This is a genomic window from Gimesia fumaroli, assembly GCF_007754425.1.
GTDB lineage: Bacteria > Planctomycetota > Planctomycetia > Planctomycetales > Planctomycetaceae > Gimesia > Gimesia fumaroli.
This window is the reverse complement of record NZ_CP037452.1, coordinates 7310732-7331981: the sequence shown is the minus strand read 5'-3', so window position 1 is coordinate 7331981 and position 21250 is coordinate 7310732. Positions and strand designations below refer to the sequence as shown.

Below are 21250 nucleotides of genomic sequence, written 5' to 3'. Positions count from 1 at the left end.
AAAGGCTGTGCCTGCCTGAGATCATTCTCACAAAACAGCACCCTATTAGCAAACAGGAAACGCGAAGTTCGCGTTTCCGATCTTATATTTTTCCAAATCTGTGGTAGGTTTGAAATCGGGTATTCAGTTTCAGGGATCGATAGCAGGGCTGGCAGAGAATGACCAAGGAAGAAGCAGACCAAATTACCGCAGTTAAGGTTGAATTAGCTGCTTTAACTGCTGAAATCAGAGAGCAAAACAAAACGCTGTTTGAGATCACGCATCGACACGAAAAAGTGTTATCTGGCGATCATGAGGCACCTGGAATTGGTACTCGGGTTGCCCTTCTTGAAGGCTTCAGTGCCCGAGCAAAAGCGGTAATTGCTGCTGTCGGGCTTACTATTCTCGGCTTGGTTGCCAATGCCATCAAAAGCTTTGTGGGGGCTGAATGATCACGGACGATTACGACTACTTTTTAGCCTGTGTTGCAGCGTTTCTGCTGCTGTTTTGCGGACAGGTGACCCAGGCTGATTTATGTTTCGTGCCTACCAAACCGTTTAAGGATCTTCAGCCAGTGGTTGATATTCCCGATGGTTACCGTCAACAGAACTGGGCTCCCTACGGCGAGGGCTCTTGCGTCCATGCCAGCATGGTCATGATATTACGCTGGCAAGGACACGCAGAGTTGGCGGACTGGTGGCGGAAATCGTTCAACGGCGGTGAGTATCCCGACACGATGAACCAAAAGCTGAATGAAGCGGGAATCAGTTTTGCTGAAACGCGAGACGGTGACGTTGATTTTCTGGAATGGGCGATACGGACGCGGCGTGGTGCCTGTGTGACGATCATGGGCGGGGCTCATATGGTGTGCCTGGTTGGACTCGATGATCAATACGCGTGGATTCTGGACAACAATGACCCGCACAATATCAGCCGTTGGACGCGTAAAGGATTTTTGAACGAATGGCACAACAGCGGCCATCAATGGGCGGTGACTCCCGTATTTGATCCTCCCCCCAGAAAACCAAAGCTGTGATGCTGGAACTCGCTTTTAACTTTCTGATTGTGCTGCCATTGGCGGTGGTAATCGCGTTGCTGTTATGGATCAGTAACAAAGACTTTCTTTTACATTGGAGTGATGACGTTGAAATCTAATCTTAAAATTCTTCTGTTCGGTCTGTTTGTGTTGATGCTGGGAGTGGTGGCGTATGCTGATATTCAGGAACGCGTGATTGATCTGCCCGAGGACGGTAATAAATGGTTTACCTCGCTGTTTCTGCACGATTCATGGCAAAGTAAGCCCCAGGAATCGATGGTTGTGAACGCGTTTGAAACGGATCGGCGACTGATCAGCCTGAGAGATCAAACCATTTTCAACACGTATACCGAATCAGACCCGCACTATCGGGAAACATTTTCGGAAGCGATACCAGAGTTACCGGCAATCACCGTGCAACGTCCCGATGGAACCATCGTGTATAAGGCCAGTGCGGGTAACATTCCACGTTCTGGACCTGCTATCGCTGATTCGATTCAGCGAACCTCACGACGTCGATGCTGGCGTGGTCAGTGTGAACCCGACAACGAAGTTCAGCCTTATCAAGAGCGGGAAAAGAGGGGGCGTCTGCTGCCTCTCGACCCTCTGGGACCAATTCCCGATCTGATTGATATGGGCAATAAGGCGGTAGCTACAAAGCGTTTTTTTGAAGGACCACTGCTGACAGTCCTGGTTGTGATCGGTGGTCTGTTTGTCTTCTTTTTAGGTTACAAAGCAAAGGATTGATTATGGATCTGATGGATATGAACCCGCTAATGGGATTGCTGATATTGGCGGGGCTGTATTTTGCCGGACAGTTCTTGAAGAAAAAAAAATCTGAAACCGGTGGAACTGATAGCGGGTTTCTGGGTGAGACACTGGAAAATCTCACCTCGCTTTCGAGTGCAATGACTGCTGCAGGTTTCAAGCTGCTGCCACAACTCCCAGACGCGTTGATGAAGAATGACCGGGGCTATGTGGATAAGTTGATCAGGCAGTTAATGATGGCGTTTAACAACCCTGAGCAACGGCAGGCAGAACTTGAAGAAGTCTTCACGAAGTTACTGGAAGAAAAATTCAGGGACCCGGATAAACGGCGTTTGTTGTTGGACCGAATTGAACGATTGAGAGCAGCGGAGTCTGCAAAGCCTGCTGTCTGAATGAAGGGGAAGCTTGGGTTTGCCTACGGACATGAAATCAGCGGGCGAACGCCACAGGGCAACAGCGGGTAAGCGTTCCCGCGAGCGTTCCGAGGCAGCTGCTGAAATCGGGCTTCCCCCTGCGGTGGTTGATCCGGCAAGAAAGGAAGCTTGCCGGTTTGACCTGCTGCTATTTTTGACGACGTACTTTCCGCACTCGACCGGCTTAAAACCGTTCAGTGAGGATCACAAACAGGCGATTGAATCAATACAAACGGCAATCCTCTCCGGGGGACGATACCTTAACGCCGTTTATCGAGGATTCGCCAAGACCACAATCAGCGAAAATGCAGCCCTCTGGGCTACCCTGTACGGGCATCGTCGATTTGTGGTGATTGTGGGGGCCGATGAAACAGCGGCTTCTGAAAACATTGATTCGATTAAAACCGAATTACTGACCAACGAACTACTTTATGAAGACTTCCCGGAAGCCTGCTTTCCGATTGTCGAGCTGGATAACAAGTTCCAGCGGTGCAGCACGCAAACCGTCGGCGGTGAATTGACCCACATTAAGTGGAACGCTGACAAAGTCGTGTTGCCCAGTGTTTATGTGAATGATGAAATAAGTGACAGTGGTGGGGCCATCATCCAAGCCAGAGGATTGACGGGCCGCATCCGTGGATTGGCACACAAACGTTCTGATGGAGTGAAACAACGTCCTGACCTGGCGATTATCGATGACCCGCAAACCGACGTTTCAGCGGCATCACCGACTCAGGTTAACAGCAGACTGAAGTTAATACAAAAGGCGGTTCTGAAATTAGCCGGGCACAACTCCACACTCGCGTGTGTGATGAATGCGACGGTGATTGAAGAGGGAGATTTAGTTGACCAGCTATTAGACCCGATCAAACACCCCGAATGGCAGGGTGTCCGGGTGGCGATGGTCAAAAGCTGGGCGAAAAGACACGACGATCTGTGGAAGGATCAATACGCGAGACTTCGCAATTCGTACAACCCTGAATTACCGGGAGACAAAAAACGAGCAGAGGCAGAGGCAACCGTATTTTATCAAGCTAACTTTGAGGCCATGAACGATGGCTGTGAGGTCAGTTGGTCCTACTGCTACGACGAAGAGAACGAAATCAGTGCGATCCAGCACGCCTACAACGCCCTCATTGATGATGGTGAGGACGTATTCGAGACAGAGTATCAGAACAATCCACAACGGGCGGGCTCTGATAGCTTCCAGTTGTTGTCAGTGCGTGAAATCGCTGAAAAGTGTAATGAGTTTGGACGGTTTGAAGTTCCTCCGGATTGCCGCAAATTGGTGATGTCAATTGACGTTCAGCAGAAGGTTTTGTTTTACACTATCCTGGCCGTCTCCGATCAGTTTGACATTTTTGAATTAGACAGCGGGTGTTATCCCGATCAGCGAAAGCAGTTCTTTTCCCTCAAGGATATTAAGCCAACCATTCAACAAAAACACCCAGGGTTGGGATTAGAAAAGCAACTTGAAGAGGCCTTGTTGACGTGCGTCTGGTTGTACCACGGTCAGACCTATCGAAACAAAGCGGGTGAAGAATTCAGCATGGGAACAACGTTGATTGACGGAGCCTGGGGAGAAAGCAATGCGGCGGTGAAAAAGGTCTGTCGTGAGAGTGAGTTTGCTAAGAAATTGTATCCAGCTTACGGGAAAGGCGTGAAAGCTTCTGATTATCCCCTGCTTTCGATCAAACCACAAAAGGGAGAATTTAGACCATCAGACACAACCGTTCCCTGGAGAATGCTACCCAGCGAGGAACGAGGGCAGCGGCATGTGATCTGGGACACAAACAGCGTGAAAACGTTTTTACATAGACGTCTCCTGGTGCCTTATGGGTCACCGGGTTCAATGACACTTTGGAACAAAAAAGGAGGGCATGACTTATATGCAGAGCATTTAAGAGCGGAGTATGCGATTGAAGTTGAGGCCAGAGGGCGGAAGGTGAACGAGTGGAAGATTAACCCAGGCAGGCCAGACAATCACTGGCTCGATACAACGGGCATGGCGATTGTAGCAGCCAGCATTGAAGGGGCTTCCCTACTCGGAAAACCTGCAGCAAGAAAATCAAAACGCAAACGACGCAAAAGGGTAAGTTATCTATGAGCACGACCAAGGCGAGAAAAAAAACGGGGAGACCGAAGGGAAAAAAGACACAGGATTTGCCAGTAGTAGAAATCTCTGCTACTCACTGTCCAAAATGTAAATCGACAGAGAGAACTGGCTACCGGGACGTTCGCACAATGGAGCACTCTGGAATCGCACCGGGCGGATACCCTTACAATTTTATCAGCTGGAAACGCACTGAGTGTTTGAAATGTGGACAGCATCGCATTGACAAAAAATACGAAAACGTGATCTGACGAAACAGGAAACGCGAACTTCGCGTTTCCGATCTATCGTATTTTTAAAAGTGTGGTAGTCTGGTTTTCATGAGTGAAGAAAACATAAAACAGATACTCGATGCTGGTGTGAAGAGCGTGACAACGGACGGGGTAACAACTCAGATGGTTACCCCGTCCGAGCTGCGGAAACGCCTGCGGGAACTGGACCAAGCGGATAAGACCACACGCACGAAGCGACCTGTGGTTTCTACGATCAACCTGGGAGGTGCCTAAGCTTTGCTTAACGGATTGAGCAACGGCATCAACCGGGTTCGTTCTTATTTCGGCTATGACGCAGCCGAACCGAAGAACAAGCGCAAGAATCGGTCTGGTTCGATCAAGTCTGAAGACGCGGTTCTCGGTACGTCTGCTCGCCGGAAAGTGATCAGCACAGCAAACGAAGTTCACCGCAACTTTGCCATTGCTGGCTGGATGATCCGCAAACACCTCGATTACACAACTCAGTTTTCGTTCCAATGTAAAACCGATGACGAGGGATTCAATACCGAAGTCGAAGACTTCATTGAGGAACGATCCAAAAAAGAAAACTGCGACATTGCAGCCCGACATGACTTAGACCCATTCATGCGAATTGCTGAGAGTCGTTGTCTTGTTGATAACGACTCTGCTGTATTACGCCTTGGCTCGGGTCATTCACAGGGCATTGAAGGCGACCGGATTCGAAATCATCCAGAACCAAACAAAAATGATATCTGGGTGCATGGAGTTCGCACCAACAAAGCTGGCAGAGCTTTAGATTATGCGATTTTCAACCGTGGCAGAGGCGGAACGGGATATGAATTTGACCGGACTGTCAAAGCAAAAAACCTCTATCTGCATGGATATTTTGATCGGTACGACCAAGTACGTGGCGTTTCGCCGATTCTGGCCGGTCTGACCGATCTGCAAGACGTTGATGAAGGTTTTGATTTAGGGCTGGCCAAACTAAAGGTAGAGCAGCTATTTGCAATGGCGATATTTCGCGAAGCAACAGAAGGCTTCGGTGGCCCTACTGAGACTGAAGGTGATGATGAAGAAACCGAAGTCGATGAACGAAAATATCAGGTTGACTTTGGGGCTGGCCCAGTCATGTTGGACTTGGACCCAGGCGACCGGGCAGAGTTTTTAAAGTCGGATGCACCGGGCGTAAACACAACCAGTTTTTTGAATTCAGTGATTGCAGTCACACTCAAGTCGTTAGACATCCCGTTTTCATTTTACGACGAAAGCTTCACCAATTTTTTTGGAAGTAAAGCAGCGTGGCAACACTACGACAGGTCATGCGTAACGAAACGGCAACGCAACAGGTCACTTCGTGATTGGTGGATTATTGGTCAACTTCAATGGGGCGTGATCCATAACGAAATCAAGCTTCCGTCTGGAATCAGACTGAAAAAACAGTTCTGGGAGTGGGTGCCTAACGGGATGCCCTGGTGGGACCCGCTGAAAGAAATCAATGGCGATAAAGCAGCTGTCACAGGCGGTTTTGATAACCCCTACGACATCTGCAAGCGGCGTGGAAACAAAAGCTTTGAAGACAATATCAAGCTGACGGCCAAGGCTTATAAGTTTGCAGAAAAAATGGGCGTTCCGTTGGACTTCGGAATTGTGCAAGAAACCGTAGAAGTGGTGGAGAAAGATGCCTGACGTTTCTGAAATCCTGACAAAACCGGTTCAACGTTTTCGATCACGGGTCACACATGGACCGGTCAATTCAATCGATCCAGAAGGCGGTGAAAACGGTGCTGGGATAATCAAAGGCTTTTCTGTAATCACACGGGGAGTGGCTTTAGGCCATCAAATGTGGTGTGACTCTGTTTTTATCGAGCAATGTAAACAGGCCTTGAACGCTGCTGAAAAAGGATTGAAAAGCCGTTGGACACATCCTGGTTTGTCTGCTGACGGAATGGGCAAGCAACTTGGAGACGTAAAGGGGGGCGAGTCCAATGGCAATCAGCTTTTTGCGGACTTGCATTTTTACAAAATTGCCCACAAGGCACCTGATGGCGATTTAGCCACTTATGTGATGGAGTTTGCAAAAGATCATCCAGATAAATTCGGTTCTTCAATCGTTTTCATGGGGGACCAGCAAGCACAAGAACAATTCATGCTGGAACACACCAATTCAGAAACAGGGTCATTCGAAAGCCCAGACGAGGACAACGTTAACAACTACATGCATTGTCGGCTGAAAGAACTTTACGCGGTTGACATCGTTGATGATCCAGCCGCAAACCCAGGGGGGATGTTCAGCCGTGGGCAAGAAATCCCCAACAACGCCGAAGCGTTGTTGAATTACGCGTTACATGTTGAAGGTGCTGAAAAGCCTTCAACGTTTGATTTTGGAATTGATCCAGACCGGTTTTCGGCTTTCCTGGATCGGTATTTGGACAATCACAATTTAAAAATCATTTCAAATGAGGAGCTAAAGCAGATGCCAACAGGCAAAGAGGAATCAGAAAAATCAGAACTTAACGTCGATGAAATCCGGTCGCAAATCATCACTGAATATAACGCGAATATGAATCGTTATATTCAAAAATTTGGAGCTGAAAACGGGGCGAAATGGCTGGCTGAAGGTAAGTCTTACTCTGAAGCATGCGAGCTGCACATTGACGAACTCAACAAGCAGCTGGCTGCTAAAGATGAAGCTTATGCCGAGCTGCAGAAAAAGTTTGATTCCATCGACCTGGGTGAAGATACCCCGCTGGAATCGGGCGAGGCCAAAGGTGGAAAAGGGAAAAAAGAACTAAAGGACTTGTTTCGCGTTCCCGCCCTAAATTGATCATCGTGCTTTAGCTCTGTCGTAAACGTAAATCATATTTTGTTTGAATAAAGGATTGGAAAAACATGGCCAATGTTTATCATGGTCTGGCCGAATTGCTCATGCTCAACAATGAGAATCTGGCCGATATCGAAGTGTCAGACATTGTAAACGGTGCGCCGTTTTTGGCTGCTCTGGAAGCAACGGAAGCGAGCAACGGAACGAACCACAGTTACTTGAAACAGACCGGGGCACCGGTTGTCGGGTTTCGTTCCCCAAACACGGGGACGGAAAACTCGATTTCGACTGACACTGAAGTTGAAATCGCCTTGAAGATTCTGGCCGCTTCCTGGGGCGTCGATCAGGCAATTGCCAAAAAGAACAAGAAAGGTGGCGTTGACGGATTCATTAGCCGTGAATCAATGCGTCATATTGCGGAGGCACTTTTTGAGGCCGAAAAGCAGTTCATCTATGGAACTGATAATAAGGCCGATGGTTTCGAGGGGTTGGTTGATGCAAGCACCATCGGCTCTTTGGCAGGCGAGATGGTTGTGAACGCAGGCGGTTCAAATGACAGTTCTCAAACCAGTGTCTTTCTTGTTCGGACTACATCGGACCTGCGAAATGTCACCGTGGTTGGTGGTAATGGTGGGAATATCGAAATCGGTGAAACCGTTCTTCAAAAGGCAGACGACGGGACCGGGAAGTTTTACCCTGAATTGTGGACACCGATTGAGGGTTGGCTGGGTCTGCAAATCGGGTCTAAATACTCAGTGGGCCGTATTGTGAACCTGGAGACTGGTGGAAATCATCTGAACGATGATTTGATTTATCAAGCCAGGTCTATGTTCCCGGCAGGGCGAAAACCGAACCTGTTGGTCATGAATGGCACTTCTCTTGAGGAGTTGCGGAAGTCTCGCACGGCAACAAACGCGACTGGGGCACCTGCTCCAACGCCGGAAACCGCTGCTGGAATGACTATCGTTGAGACCGATGCGATTGTTGACACGGAAGAATTAGTTGCCTGATGAGCGTCATTGAGAACGTTCTTGCTGTGGGACTTCAGGCTGGTTTGTCATTATCGGCAACCAGCCTGACCTACACGCAAGGCGACAACACGATTGAGGATTTGAAGGGAACACAGGGTTCAACAGACTGGCGAACCACGGACAGTGACGGTTTCCCGTTACGCAAAACCAGTGTTGACTGGCTTGTCAAAGCTGCTGACCTGGTAGTTGGTGGAAATCCAGTTCTGCCGAAACGAAACGATTTGATTACACGGGTGCTTGGTGGCGTCTCTCGGGTGTATCAGGTCTTACCGTTTGGCGATGACGAGCAGGAATATCGGTTTATGGATGCGGGGCGAACCATGCTTCGCGTTCATACCAAGTTGATGACAGAGGACGAGGTTTGACAGTTTCGGTTGATGACATTGCAGAGGCGGTTTCCACCGATATCAACGGTCACGATTTCGGCGAATCGTTCACGACTGAGATTGCCTACATCCTCAAAAAGAGTATTGAAAACACGCGAGAATTAACGGCGGTTGTGCTGCCCAGAGATGAAGACTCAGAGCCGAAAACACGGCAAAAAGACTTATTTACATTCGTGGTTGATGTGGCTGTATTGCGTCCGGCAACATCAATAGAGCCAGCAGCGATTAAACCGTTTCTGGTACTGCCCAGATCAGTCAGAGACTTTTTAAAGAGGTCAAAACCAGCGGGGGCAAGCTGGGTGCAATCGACACTGAAAACGCCGTACAGCTACGACGTGTTGAACGCAGACAGCATTCTCGTTTCAGTCATTCAAAACAGGTACACGTTGATTCAATGAGAGTCGGTTACAGCGTCAAGGGTCTGGAATTCAGTTCTGAATCTGTAATCAAAGAGGTTCGCAAGGCTGGTAGAAAGATTGCCTACAAAGCCGGTGGCCTGATTCGGATGATTTCGAAACGCAAGCTGCGTAAAGCACGCCAGAAACGCGTTTCGGAGTTGACTGACGAAGAAAAGCAGATTTACGAGAAGAAGAAAAAGCGGGCAAAAAGACTGGGTCAGCCCCGTCCGAAACGCCCATTGAAACCGTCTGATCCATTCGAACCGCCACGGCTTCGAGACGTTAAGTCGGCTTTGAAATACCTGTTGTTTTTTGCGGTTGGCAAAGACAACGACGTTGTGATTGGTCCCCAGCGGGCAAAGTCGGGGATTGCGGGAGTACTGGAACACGGCGGAACGTCAAACGGAAAACACATTGAACCCCGTCCATTTATGGGGCCATCGCTCGAAGAGGCGAAACCAAAACTGGACGATTATTGGCAGAACTCGGTAACAAGGTAAGGGAGTGACATGACAACCGGTTTAGATATGTATTTGTATTTTGACGAAGCAGGCATGGGGAATGGAACCTGGTCTGAGTGTGGCGATGTGGGAGACGTCAATGTTCCCCACGCTGCCAATAAATCAAAACGCAAGGTGCGGAAGAACAAGTACGAGCGAACGGTGATGGGGCAATTTGTAACCCAGGTGACTTTCTCGCTGGTTTACACCAAAGCCGACCCGATTTTCGAAATGCTACGCGACGCGCATCTTGGCAAATCAATCATTGGTGTGGCGGCTATGACTGGCCCCATTGATGAAGTCGGCAGTGAGGGCATGCAGTACGACTGCCACGTCACTGACTTTCCTATGAATCAACCGCTTGAAGAAGATTCGATGATTGACATCGTCGTTGAGCCTGCAGCGGATGCAGCAAACGACCCGGCATGGGTTGAAATTTCATCTTAATCGAAAGGCTGAAACTAATGTTGAAAGTTGGCGACAAACTGAAACAGAAGGTGATGGTTGACGGAAAACCAAAAGAAATCACCGCCGTAGTCAAAGGCCTCAAACCAAAACAGAAGCCTGAACAATCCCCCGAAAAAACGAAGGAGCAATAACCCTTGGCAAGTTTCACAGATACACAAGAACGTGAATGGGTGATTGAAATCACTCTCGGTGTAGCCCGCAAAGTCAAAAGCGAAACCAACGTAGATTTGCTGGCCGCTTTGAGGAACCCGGAATCGGCTAACAAGCTGATGCAAAAACTGGCAGATGACCCAGAAAGTCTGGGGCAGGTGATTTACGTTGCGGCGAAGTCTCCTGATGAAGGATTAACCGCTGACGATTTGTTTGACGCGTTGGACCATGAAGCGGCGAATGCAGCTTTCAACGCACTGGATGACGCAATGACGGATTTTTTCCCGCCCCAGGTCCGGGGGCGATTGAAGAGAGCCAAGAAGCGTGTGAAGGACATCATGCAGACAGAGAGCAACCGGAATCTGGCGGAGATCGACGAGGAGATCGACAGCGAGGAATTCGAGCAGAAGATTCTGGAATCGATCCGTGGAAAATCGTCTACAGCGTCGCAGGCCAGTTAGGCGTTGACCCGCTGCCCTACACGTTACGTGAATTGCTATGGATGCACGAGGGCAAGCGGTCGAATGAAGGACAGAGTTTGAAAAGTGTGTTGGCAGCCATTTACAACATCGCCATGTGGCGACCAAAAGACAAATGGTTTACAGCCAACGATTTCAAGGATGAGGCTCCCCGTAAAAAAACGGGGAGACAGGCCATCGAAATGATGGCGGCCATGATGGGGGTCAAGGTTGGCGAGTCCGGGAGCGATTAGAGCAGGCAGAGCTTTTGTGGATTTATACACAAAAGATGCCAAGATGCGCAAAGGGCTTGCCAACGCCCGTCGGCACCTCAAAGCCTTCGGTGGTTTTGTTAAAAAGACCGGGGCCAACATGGTGCTCGGTGGTGCGGCAATCGCGTTGCCGTTCATTATGGCACTGCCGATCTTTGCTCAATTCTCTGACAAAATGTCAGAGGTTCAAGCTATCACCGGGGCAACCGGTGCCGAGTTTGTCCTTCTAAACGATACCGCAAAACAACTGGGAAGCACCACGTCGTTTTCAGCCAGCCAGGTTGCAGACGGCATGAAGTTCCTCGGTATGGCTGGCTTTGAAACCAAAGAGATCATAGCCGGTATCCCAGCGGTACTGAACCTTGCGCGGGCTGGTGCGCTCGAACTGGGGGTGGCAGCAGACATTGCCAGTGATGTTGGCTCTGCCTTTGGGATGGCAGCCGATGAAATAGGCCATCTGGCTGACGTCATCGCTACGACGGCGACGAGTGCCAACACGTCCGTTGAAATGATGGGCGAATCGTTCAAGTTTGTTGCCCCTGTGGCAAAGGCTGCTGGTCAATCACTGGAAGAAACAGCGGCGGCAATCGGTCTGCTCGGTAACAGTGGTATCAAAGCCAGCATGGCCGGCACTGACCTGAAAAATATTCTGATTGCATTTGTCAAGCAGAAATCAGCGTTGTCAAAATTCGGCGTGAGTGCCGCTGATGCACAAGGCCGGATACGTCCCCTGCTGGATGTGATGCGTGAATTAGGACAAGCAACCAACGGGTTGTCTGAGTCTGAAAAGCTGGCATTCTTCATGGAAACCTTCGGCAAAATCAGCGGAAAATCTGCTTTGATTTTGGCGGGGTTAAACTCTGAAGTTGACACCATGCGTGGCAAACTCGCCAATGCTGACGGGGCTGCTGCCCGAATGGCAAAGGTCATGGATGATAACCTGGGCGGTTCATTCCGTGGCCTGTTATCTGCGATGGAAGGCATGGCCATTTCATTGATTGAACAAGTCTCAGACCCTCTCCGGGATGTGATTGGGTGGATAACGGTTGCGTCGTCTGCCACTTCGAAATGGATGCAGGAGAATCAAGGATTGGTCAGAACGGTGGCCCTTCTCAGTGCGGGATTGATCATCGGTGGTTCTGCCCTGTTTCTGATTGGTGGTGCTGCTTTACTGGCTGGAGCTGCAATAGGTGGGCTGTCTGCTTTGATTACAGGACTGGGAGCGGTGGCTGGGGTTGTTGTATCACCTGTCGTTCTCATTTCCGCTGCCCTTGTCGGGGCCGTCGGTAAGTTGCTTTATTTCACTGGTATTGGCGGCAAGGCGATCAACTGGATTCAAAACCAGTTTTCAGGACTAGGGGAAACAGTCGGCAACGTGTTCGGTGCCATCAAAAGAGCAATGGCAGCCGGTGACTATAAAAAGGCGGCTGAAATTCTCTGGCTTGGAATTGGAGTGGCTTGGCTCACTGGCTCTACTCAGATAATGGGTTATGTCGATTCCTGGAAGCATTCGTTTCTCGACGTCTGGTATTCGACCAATGATGCCGCATCAAAGTATTTCATTGATATGTGGGCTGATGTCAAAGGAGCGTGGGAGGGCTTCACACGATTCATCGGTGATACGTGGGACATCACCATTGGTGGAATGAAAAAGTCAGTGGCAGCCCTGCAGGAATTCCTGGCAATTCAGCAAATCGAGTTGAAATATGGAGACGATCCCAGCAAACAGTTGATCAAGAACGCTGCCATTGCCGGAGTGAAAACCGCTTCATCGATAGCAAATCAGAGGACGCAATCTGAACAAGAGGCTGCGATTGCTGACCGTACGAATCAGTACAAAGCGGCGGTGAAAAATATCGAGGATACGCGTACCGGTGCAAAAACAGAAATTGATGAGGCAGCCCAGCGACGTGACGATGCCCGCGAAAAAAAGCTCATTCAAGACCGTGTGAAAGCCAATGCTGAATTACTGGCAGCAACCCAGGCACTGAATGACGCCATGCAGGAAGAAGAAACCACGAACGCCGAAACCAAAACCGAACAGGCTGCCAAAGCGGCTTTGGCTCCCGGTGGAGCGATCGACAGTGCAAAACAATCAATCAGCGGTGGAAATGGTGACCTGAAAACACAAGAGGGAATGGAAGCCATTGCCAGACTGATCAACATGTCTGGCGAGGGTTCATCCGAAGAGGAGCAATTAAAAGAGTTGCGATTGATCAAAGCGGCTTTACTGGGGCAAAAGTTAAAAGTAGCGAGGGTGTGACGTGGGAAAGTTTGTAAAACAGTGGGATCTGGCTTTTGACGACTCTGCTGAAGTCAGAGTTGGTCCAGAGCGAAATTACACGCACGTTTATGATGTGATCCTAGACACGGTTTATCGTGATGCATGGTACATCCTGACGTACCCCAAGTGCCCCAAGCTAGGCAGCCCGCATCAATTTGACGGTGCGGCGTATGTTGTTTCTGTCTTCCCCGAAAGAGTCAAAGACACGGAACAATGGAAAGTCACGGTCAAATGGTCAACCCAGATCGATGATCCAAAGCACGACGCGAACCCGTTAAACCGTCCGGCAGTGATCGACATTGACAGCACGATTGAAAGCGTCACCACGTTCTTTGATGCCAAAGGGGAACTGCTGCTGAATACAGCAGGTGACTTAATACCCGGCCAACGTAGCCTGCCGTTTCTGACAGTGACCATCAAAAAGAATCTTGCAAGGTATCCCGACTGGATGTGGTATTACAACGGGACTGTCAACGAAAACGGAATCACGATTCGCAAACACAAGTTCCCGCCCCGTACTTTGCGGGTGGAGCATATCGGGTCACCGGACCTGACTTTTGAAAACGGGACGTATTACTACCCATTCACTTACACCATGAAGTCGGACCCCCGCACCTACGACGAGGTCCGCATTAATCAGGGTTTTCATGAGCTGGTTCCAGACGGGTATACCGTGAATAAAAGCGGGACTGCTGAAAAAGACTTTAAGAAAAAACGCATCACGATAGGCACTCCCCCAGAATATCCCTCTGAAAAGCAATATCTGGATGAGAACGGGCGGTATCTTCCGAACCCCAAACCAAAAGACATTGTGGTTCTGAAACGACGAATTGAAATTGAAAAAAACTTTAGCAAACTGATTTTAAAGTAGGGCGAAAATGAAAGACTTAGTATGGATTGGTGGGGCTCCCGCCGTTGCACAGGTTGACACAATCGCGTTGCCTGCTGACATTGAAGGCGGGCAGATATTCAAGGCGACGATTGGACGTAAAACACTGAAGTACACGTTCCCCGATGGACCATTGCGGGTGGAAGTTGCAGGAGCGATTGTTGACCAGTGGAACGAATCTGAAATACCTGAGTTCGCTGAAATTTCGGCAACTGATCAAGGTGATGGGAGCTTTACGCTGACTGCCGACAATCCCGGTAAACCGTTCATCGTGAATGTAATCATCGGGACCGGGGCAAACGAAATACAGGTTGTCACACTGATCAACTCCCCCACCGGTGGAACGTTTACTCTCACTTACGATGGCCAGACCACTGGCAATATTGCCTATACTGCGAGTGCGGCAACCATCCAGACGGCTCTTGAAGCGTTGTCTAATATTGGCGTTGGTGATGTTGTCGTGACTGGATCCGCAGGTGGTCCCTGGACGATTGAATTTACCAACGCTTTAGGCTCAACCGATGTGCCTGTTTTGATTCCAGATGACTCACTACTGGAGGGGACTAATGAAGAACAGGTTATCACGCTGGTCAGTGCGACCGGTGGAACCTTTACCCTCTCGTTCGGTGGACAGACTACCGGTGCGATTGCCTATAACGCCAGTGCGGCAACGGTCGAAACGTTCTTAGAAGCATTAAGCACCATTGGGGCCGGGAACGTTTCCGTCTCTGGTTCTAACGGCGGACCTTGGACAGTGGAATTTATCGGTGAATTACGAGGAACCAATGTTGATTTCATTACGCTTGATGGTTCCAGCCTGACTGGGGTGCTGGATGTTGATGTCAGCGAAACCACGCCGGGCGGCGGCGGATCAAACGAGCGGCACATTGTTCAAGCTGGACTGGCTGATAATTCCAGTGTTAATGGGGGAATTGTGATTTCTGGTGATTCAGACGTTACCGGTGGAACGTTCGACTTCACGATTAACGACGGTCTTCAGGATTTTGTTGCACTGACCGACATTCCCTACGATGTGACAGTAGCAGAATTTCAGGCCCTATTAGATGCTGAACTGATCGCGTGGGGGCTTAACTATCGTTATCGTGTTTTTGTCGCACATCAATACACGACTGACCCCGTGGGAGATGATAAATTAAGCGATAATGCAGGCATGATATTGCAGGTGGATTCAGCTTTGGGTACGCTCACTCTGTCCGTTGATCTGGATGGAACGAACCTGACTGGTGGGTCTTACAGTAGTTTCATTGATAGCATTGGTGCGGGGATGTATTATGGCGATTCCTCCGACTATGGCGACGGCGCCGGATCGTGGAAGCTTTTGATTGACGGTAACGGCACGGATGACCTTTCACCGACGATCAGCGGTGCCGACTTAAAAACCGCCATTGAAGGAATTGCCGCCGTTGGTGCTGGCAATGTTGCCGTTTACGAGTTAGGCGAGGGGCAAGGCTTCAAATTTGGTGGCGGTTTCGTCATCGAATTCATCGGCGATCTGTCCAATCAGGCGACCGGATTTACGATCACCACTTCGAAAAGCGTTGATTCAGATTTGAACCTGCAGGTCTGGACCGGCTACACAGGATCGTCCGGTACTGGTGAAGTGCAAACACTGACCATTTCCGGTTCTCCTGTCAGTGGAACGTTTGCCCTGAGTTACGGCGGGGACGATACCGCACTAATCGCCTACAATGCCGACGCATCAACTGTAGAAACGGCGTTGGAAGGATTGCCCAGCATTGGGGCTGGTAACGTCGTCTGTGGCGGTGGTGCTCTGCCTGGTTCCCCGATCACGATTACGTTTGCCAACGCTCTAAGCGGTGAGGACTTGGAACTGGTCGAGGCGATCTATGGAAACGTGATTGAGTCGGTACAAGGATCTGACACACCAGCGGTGAAAGTCACGACCTCACAAACCCCTGTCACGCACAGCACGACGACGGAAAGCGAAGGGCCGCACGACTGGAACACAGCAGCCAACTGGGACGTTATCGAATTGCCTGCTGACGATGACAACGTTTTTATCGTTGATGGTTCTGACATCCTGTACGGGCTGGATCAAAGCACGGTCACTTTGAATCGTCTTGAGATCCGCAATAGTGCCACCAAGATTGGGTTGCCTCGTCGCAACGACAGTTTCTATGAGTACCTTGACCGGTTCCTCAAAATCGGTGCGGCTGAAATTGTTGTTGGTCTGGGCGATGGTAACGGCAGTGCTCGCATCAATCTTGATATTGGATCGTCCAGCCCCGTTATTGAAATCCATGATTCGGGAACCGGCGAAAGCGGCGAGCAGTCGGTTCAGGTCATCGGCGTCAACGCGGTGAATACTGCTGAGCTTTTGATTCTGGGCGGGGAAGTTGGAATAGCCGTTCTACCAAAACAGGAAGCACATTTTGCATTGGTCACGATGCGTGAAGGCAACCTGACCACAGGCAGCAACGTGAAGATTCTGAAGTGGAACAAAACAGGCGGAGACGTTCAATCCTATCAAACCACGATTGACGGTACGGTGACTCTATGACAGAAGGCTACCTACTGGAACTTGATTTTATCAAGCAGCTGAAAAAGGTGGTTACCTGGTTCAAACAGCAGGGCGGGCAACCCAAGCTGACTGTTCAACCAGAGCGAAACATGGTCGGTGGGCGTCCTCCGATTCGCTATATCACGAAGGTTCCTTACTCAACTTGTATCATTAAAAAGCGTTCTGTGAACAGCTACGACCTGGACGGGGACGAACGAGTTGGTCAGGAATATTTGGTGATGGTGGACGGGGACAATCCGATTCCGGTTTTCCTCACTCACTATGAATTCAACGGCAACCAAAAGCAGATGATTGAATTTGTCGGCGATAACATCAATGGCGAAATTAAGTTAATTTTAGGCGGCAATGAAACTGATTTTATTTCACTGGTTGCAAAAGACGTCACGAGTGAAAACATTACCGCTGCTCTGGAAAAGCTTCCCAGTATTGGCGAAAGCAACATGCGAGTCTCCATCTTTCCGGGACGATGGCTGATTGAATTTGTTGGCGATCTGGCTGGAACTACTTTAGACCTGTTCGAAGTCGACCTGCATGAAGACGCCGAGTTTCAGGTTCATGTATCCGAAACCATGTGGGCAGATAGCAGAGAAGAGGCTGAGGTTCATTACCCTATCAAGCTAATCGGTGAATACGATGGTGACGACAACGCAATTAACGATGCGGTGGCAGCGGGATCAATTGGGACTGCGGAGTGGTTCCCCGGCATCGGCTACGTTTCAAACCTCAATGAATGTAGAGAGTACAACGGCGATGGAACCCCGAACCTGTAAGGCTGATTGATGTGTAAACAAAGTAATTGCCCAATGTCGCTGTTGAAAAAACAGTGTAAGCGGAAGCGATTCCCCTGCGGTCGCTGTGGGGCCAGGATCGTCAACGCTGGCCTGCAGTGGGAGATCTCGATTCCGAAATATCTACAATGGTTTTACATGGACCCGTTGATGCTGTCCGTGAATGGGAGTGCAACGGTTTCGCCTCTTGTGACCAATGCCTCGAACCGTCTGCCAAATTTCGATTACGAAATCCAAGCTGATTCACCATGCAAATTTAATGGACCTGGAATTAGTGAAACAACAGGGCTTTTTGTTGTTGGCACAACACCTGCCGATTATGGGGCATTTGTTCAAGACTTCGAGTGGCAACAGCATGATGAAGGCTACGACGGCTGGAATATTTTTAGTCGAAGTCACAGCATATTGATCAGCTGGAAACCAGCCGAAGTGGATGAGTCTAGCGGGGATTTGATCACACCTGGAAGCTGGCAGATTGATTTAACAATTGTTCAAGCCGTTCAGGCTCATATTTTAGATTATGACGAAGATACGGGCGAAACGGGTTTCTTCAATTTAGCGCGTGGTGGTGAGCTAATAAATATTTTTGGTGGACCTGCAAACGTGGACCCTTTAGCGTCTAGTGGCAATGCGGCGAGGATACGTCACACTTATTACCCTCCCGATGATTACGATTGCCTGTCAAAATCAACTGTCCGTTGGACGCGAGAAATACCAACGCTTCCGGCGTTGTACGGTGGTTACAACGTTGAAACACTACCCAGCGATTACCAGTGGCCATCGAATTTTCCAACCCACTCCGACGGCGTTCTCAGGAGTCACACCGGGCCATTTTTCCCTGTTGGTTTCAAGCAAAATTTAGATATTTACTATGCCCCTCCTTACCTGGATGTGAGACACACAAAGAAATGATCAGCACCAAAGAGAAACAACAACTCTGTCAGTCTTGCCCGCATCGTCGAAACTATTACTGCCAGAGACATGACGACGAAGTAAAACGCGTCATCAAAAATCGCGAGACGTGCGAGGGCTGGGGGAACGTTCCCAAGCCTGAGGCCAAACCGGCAACCGCAATGGGTGAAACAATCCGGTTGGGCTTTTGTATGCCCAACATGGCAATGGGTGGCGTGACTCGATTGCTGTTAACAATGATGAATGCCCAGGTGAAACACGGCTTTGAATGGTCGGGTGTTGCCATCGGTGACGCAGCGGTGTTCGACATGGAGACGGCAAAACGCGTCCTGCAGCATTGCCCCATTTATTGCACGGTTGACGATCCGAAGTTTGAAGGGCTGGTGACGATTGTTTCCAACGCCTGCCAAACCATCGTCGATCAATCCGACGTCGTCAATTTCTGGGGTTACATTGAAAGCAACGCCGAAATTGATTCCACCGACTGGGACGCCAAACCCATGCTGGTTGTTTCGCACGGTCAATGTGAGTGGACCCGCAAGAACCTTGCTGTAAGCTTCTCCAAGGGCTCAAAACATATTCCGGTGGCAGTGTCAGAGGCGGCGGCTGAAAGCTATCTGGACCTAACACAGGACGACGTGCGGGTGATTTATAACGCCGTTGAATTCTCCCGTTGTGCTCCCGCCCGAGACCGTGACGAGGTACGTCGGGAATGGGGCATTGCTCCGGGGGTTAAAGCCGTCGGATTTATCGGGCGGTTTGCGATGGACAAAAACCCGATGGCAACGGCAAAGGCGGTTGCGGAACTGGGTGAAGGATATCACGCCGTTTATGTCGGTGAAGGCTGGCAAAGCGAGCAAGTCATTGCTGAAGCAAAAGCGCTGTGCGGGGATCGGCTCACCGTTATTCCCCGCGTTGAGGATGTGGGAACGGTGCTGGCTGCCTTGGATTGCGTGGTGACGGCTGCCACGTATGAGGGTGGGCCGTTGGTGGCGGCGGAGGCCTGGCTTGCGGGCTGCCCAGTGGTGTCGACTCCATCGGGCATGATCCCAGAGTTGGAGCGGGATCACGGTCTGTTGACGTATGGTGTTTCCAATGACCCGACAAATCGTTGGTTGAAAAATGCTGTACTGGCTGCTTTGGAAGGTGACGAACGCGTTGAACGGGCTCGTAAGCTTGCCTGGAACCTGTTCTCGCCTGGGCGGATGGTTTTAGCCTATGAAGCGGCAATCAGGGATGCACTGAAGCCACAGCCGGTTGAAGTTCAAAAACGGGGATTCATTGAGAATTTGAAAGGGTGGCTGAAATGCTGGTCAACCGCAGGTTGAAAATGGTTTTCATGCATGCACCGAAATGTGCGGGGCTGGCTTTGAGTCACTGGCTCACAGAGCACTACGGGTTTTCCGATTACGCGAAACCGGATGAAATCTGCCCGGAAGGGGGCGTCATTGAACGTCACCGATACACGCTGCCCGATGATTGCCGGGGTTATGAAATCATCACGTGTGTGCGTGAACCGTTTGAGCGGTGGGAGTCGTTCTATCTGTACTACTGCCTTCAGCTGGGAGTGAATGAAACGTTTGATGCGTTCACGCGAACTCGGTTGGACTGGTTGCCCCTTCAGAGCGAATACACGCGTTCTGCTGCGTATGTTCTGCGGGTTGATCAATTAGACCGGGAAGTATTGCAACTGCCGTTTGTGGGGCATCCTGTGCCCGAGATTCCGCGTCTGAATGTATCAAGGAACGCGGCAGAATACGAACGGGTGAAACAGCAGATTGAATGGACGGCAGAATTGAGGGCTCTGGTGAGCCAGCGGTTTGATTCTGACTTTTGGATTTGAAAAACGAGAACGTCGGCTGCGCGAACAACCGACGTTCCCTAACTACGAGCGGACCTGATTGGAGGTCACAACACGCAGTATTTCTGCAAAAGGATTTGTTGTGATTACAGGGAATGGTTTAACACTTGGGAAGTATCGTCAACTTGAATCGGTTAAGTTGAGTCTGGGCAAGCCGTATTATGAATCGAACGGTATTGTCATCTATAACGGCGACACGCTGGAATTAAGCAGCAATCTACCACCAAATATCTTTGATGCCTTGATCGTTGATCCGCCGTACTGCTCGGGGGCTGCTGGCAGTGCCGTTGGTGCTGATCCATCGGCGAAGTATTGCCACAGCGGCAACACGGTGGGCCGTCCGACGTTCGGCGGTGACTTCCGGGATCAACGGTCGTTCAAGTATTGGTGCTCGCTGTGGATCGCCCAGGCACTCAGGGCGTGCAAAGATGCGGCATACGGTTTGGTCTTCACCGACTGGCGACAGCTGGCAACGATGATTGACGCACTGCAGGCGGGTGGCTTCTGCTACAAAGGGTTGATCAGTTGGGACAAAGGCGGCGGAGCGAGGGCACCTCACAAAGGGTACTTTCGCCATCAGTGCGAGTTCATCCCGTGGGGCATCAAAGGCAAGGTACCGAAACTGAAAGACCGGGGACCGTTCCCAGGCTCGTATTCAATCGGTGTGAAGCAGAACGACAAGCACCACATGACCGGCAAGCCAACGCCGTTGATGCAAGGCCTGGGGCAATGTGTGCCTGTTGGTGGACTGGCGTTTGATCCGTTCTGTGGATCGGGAACCACGCTGGTTGCATCGGTCTTAGAAGGACGTGGGGCTATTGGTTTTGAAGCGTCCGAAGAATACTGCGAGATCGCTGCCCGTCGGGTGGATGCTGCCCAGCGGGGCGAGTTGATGAAGTTTCAGCGGGAGTAAGCAGTAGCAATTGT

24 protein-coding genes are annotated in these 21250 nt (G+C 50.2%); all 24 read left to right on the top strand.

All coding sequences use genetic code 11. The annotated features are described in order from the left end of the window. Positions 1 to 158: 158 nt before the first annotated feature. The 24 genes from Enr17x_RS27740 (at position 159) to Enr17x_RS27630 (ending at position 21236) form a co-directional block, all read left to right on the top strand. A complete protein-coding gene (locus tag Enr17x_RS27740; protein WP_145313421.1) occupies positions 159 to 431 on the top strand; it encodes a hypothetical protein in 273 nt (90 codons plus the stop codon). Beyond that, positions 428 to 1015, top strand: coding sequence for a hypothetical protein (locus tag Enr17x_RS27735; RefSeq protein WP_145313419.1), 588 nt, complete (start codon positions 428 to 430; stop codon positions 1013 to 1015). The genes Enr17x_RS27740 and Enr17x_RS27735 overlap by 4 nt, the downstream gene beginning before the upstream one ends. A 108-nt stretch (positions 1016 to 1123) precedes the next feature. Next, positions 1124 to 1762: a hypothetical protein gene (locus tag Enr17x_RS27730; protein WP_145313417.1), complete on the top strand. Its 639-nt coding sequence runs from the start codon at positions 1124 to 1126 to the stop codon at positions 1760 to 1762. Between the two features lie 2 nt (positions 1763 to 1764). Continuing rightward, entirely contained in the window at positions 1765 to 2175 is a 411-nt protein-coding gene (locus Enr17x_RS27725) for a hypothetical protein (RefSeq protein ID WP_145313415.1), read from the top strand. A 19-nt stretch (positions 2176 to 2194) separates the two neighbouring features. Beyond that, a complete protein-coding gene (locus Enr17x_RS27720) occupies positions 2195 to 4303 on the top strand; it encodes a terminase gpA endonuclease subunit (RefSeq protein ID WP_145313413.1) in 2109 nt (702 codons plus the stop codon). Between the two features lie 326 nt (positions 4304 to 4629). Next, positions 4630 to 4815 (top strand): hypothetical protein, encoded by a 186-nt coding sequence (locus Enr17x_RS27715; protein WP_145313411.1) that lies wholly within the window; start codon positions 4630 to 4632, stop codon positions 4813 to 4815. 3 nt (positions 4816 to 4818) lie between these two features. After that, positions 4819 to 6228, top strand: a complete 1410-nt coding sequence (locus tag Enr17x_RS27710) for a phage portal protein (protein WP_145313409.1) — start codon at positions 4819 to 4821, stop codon at positions 6226 to 6228. Continuing rightward, on the top strand, positions 6221 to 7366 hold the full coding sequence (locus Enr17x_RS27705; protein ID WP_145313407.1) for a hypothetical protein: 1146 nt from the start codon (positions 6221 to 6223) through the stop codon (positions 7364 to 7366). Before Enr17x_RS27710 ends, Enr17x_RS27705 begins: the two co-directional genes overlap by 8 nt. 65 nt (positions 7367 to 7431) lie before the next feature. After that, a complete protein-coding gene (locus Enr17x_RS27700; RefSeq protein ID WP_145313405.1) occupies positions 7432 to 8373 on the top strand; it encodes a major capsid protein in 942 nt (313 codons plus the stop codon). Next, positions 8373 to 8759 carry a hypothetical protein gene (locus tag Enr17x_RS27695; RefSeq protein WP_145313402.1) on the top strand — a complete coding sequence of 129 codons (387 nt, stop codon included), beginning with the start codon at positions 8373 to 8375 and terminating at the stop codon, positions 8757 to 8759. The genes Enr17x_RS27700 and Enr17x_RS27695 overlap by 1 nt, the downstream gene beginning before the upstream one ends. Continuing rightward, complete coding sequence (locus Enr17x_RS27690; RefSeq protein WP_145313400.1) at positions 8756 to 9178, top strand: hypothetical protein; 423 nt, start codon at positions 8756 to 8758, stop codon at positions 9176 to 9178. The genes Enr17x_RS27695 and Enr17x_RS27690 overlap by 4 nt, the downstream gene beginning before the upstream one ends. Then, complete coding sequence (locus tag Enr17x_RS27685; protein ID WP_145313398.1) at positions 9175 to 9678, top strand: hypothetical protein; 504 nt, start codon at positions 9175 to 9177, stop codon at positions 9676 to 9678. Before Enr17x_RS27690 ends, Enr17x_RS27685 begins: the two co-directional genes overlap by 4 nt. Positions 9679 to 9687: 9 nt before the next feature. Continuing rightward, on the top strand, positions 9688 to 10125 hold the full coding sequence (locus Enr17x_RS27680; RefSeq protein WP_145313396.1) for a hypothetical protein: 438 nt from the start codon (positions 9688 to 9690) through the stop codon (positions 10123 to 10125). A 17-nt stretch (positions 10126 to 10142) separates the two neighbouring features. Next, complete coding sequence (locus Enr17x_RS30310; protein WP_261343398.1) at positions 10143 to 10277, top strand: hypothetical protein; 135 nt, start codon at positions 10143 to 10145, stop codon at positions 10275 to 10277. A gap of 3 nt (positions 10278 to 10280) precedes the next feature. After that, the gene (locus Enr17x_RS27675) at positions 10281 to 10757 is read left to right on the top strand and encodes a hypothetical protein (RefSeq protein WP_145313394.1); all 477 of its coding nucleotides are present in this window, start codon (positions 10281 to 10283) and stop codon (positions 10755 to 10757) included. A 41-nt stretch (positions 10758 to 10798) separates the two neighbouring features. After that, positions 10799 to 11008, top strand: coding sequence for a hypothetical protein (locus Enr17x_RS27670; protein WP_145313392.1), 210 nt, complete (start codon positions 10799 to 10801; stop codon positions 11006 to 11008). A gap of 16 nt (positions 11009 to 11024) precedes the next feature. Then, positions 11025 to 13289, top strand: a complete 2265-nt coding sequence (locus tag Enr17x_RS27665) for a phage tail tape measure protein (protein WP_145313390.1) — start codon at positions 11025 to 11027, stop codon at positions 13287 to 13289. 1 nt (position 13290) lies between these two features. Beyond that, positions 13291 to 14181: a hypothetical protein gene (locus Enr17x_RS27660; RefSeq protein ID WP_145313388.1), complete on the top strand. Its 891-nt coding sequence runs from the start codon at positions 13291 to 13293 to the stop codon at positions 14179 to 14181. Positions 14182 to 14188: 7 nt separating this feature from the next. Continuing rightward, entirely contained in the window at positions 14189 to 16741 is a 2553-nt protein-coding gene (locus Enr17x_RS27655; protein ID WP_145313386.1) for a hypothetical protein, read from the top strand. Then, on the top strand, positions 16738 to 17532 hold the full coding sequence (locus Enr17x_RS27650) for a hypothetical protein (RefSeq protein ID WP_145313384.1): 795 nt from the start codon (positions 16738 to 16740) through the stop codon (positions 17530 to 17532). Before Enr17x_RS27655 ends, Enr17x_RS27650 begins: the two co-directional genes overlap by 4 nt. Positions 17533 to 17688: 156 nt before the next feature. Then, entirely contained in the window at positions 17689 to 18462 is a 774-nt protein-coding gene (locus Enr17x_RS27645) for a hypothetical protein (protein ID WP_232100880.1), read from the top strand. Then, positions 18459 to 19790 carry a glycosyltransferase family 4 protein gene (locus Enr17x_RS27640; protein WP_145313380.1) on the top strand — a complete coding sequence of 444 codons (1332 nt, stop codon included), beginning with the start codon at positions 18459 to 18461 and terminating at the stop codon, positions 19788 to 19790. Before Enr17x_RS27645 ends, Enr17x_RS27640 begins: the two co-directional genes overlap by 4 nt. 11 nt (positions 19791 to 19801) lie before the next feature. Beyond that, positions 19802 to 20305: a hypothetical protein gene (locus Enr17x_RS27635; protein WP_145313378.1), complete on the top strand. Its 504-nt coding sequence runs from the start codon at positions 19802 to 19804 to the stop codon at positions 20303 to 20305. A 100-nt stretch (positions 20306 to 20405) separates the two neighbouring features. Continuing rightward, positions 20406 to 21236 carry a DNA-methyltransferase gene (locus Enr17x_RS27630; protein WP_232100879.1) on the top strand — a complete coding sequence of 277 codons (831 nt, stop codon included), beginning with the start codon at positions 20406 to 20408 and terminating at the stop codon, positions 21234 to 21236. Positions 21237 to 21250: the final 14 nt, after the last annotated feature.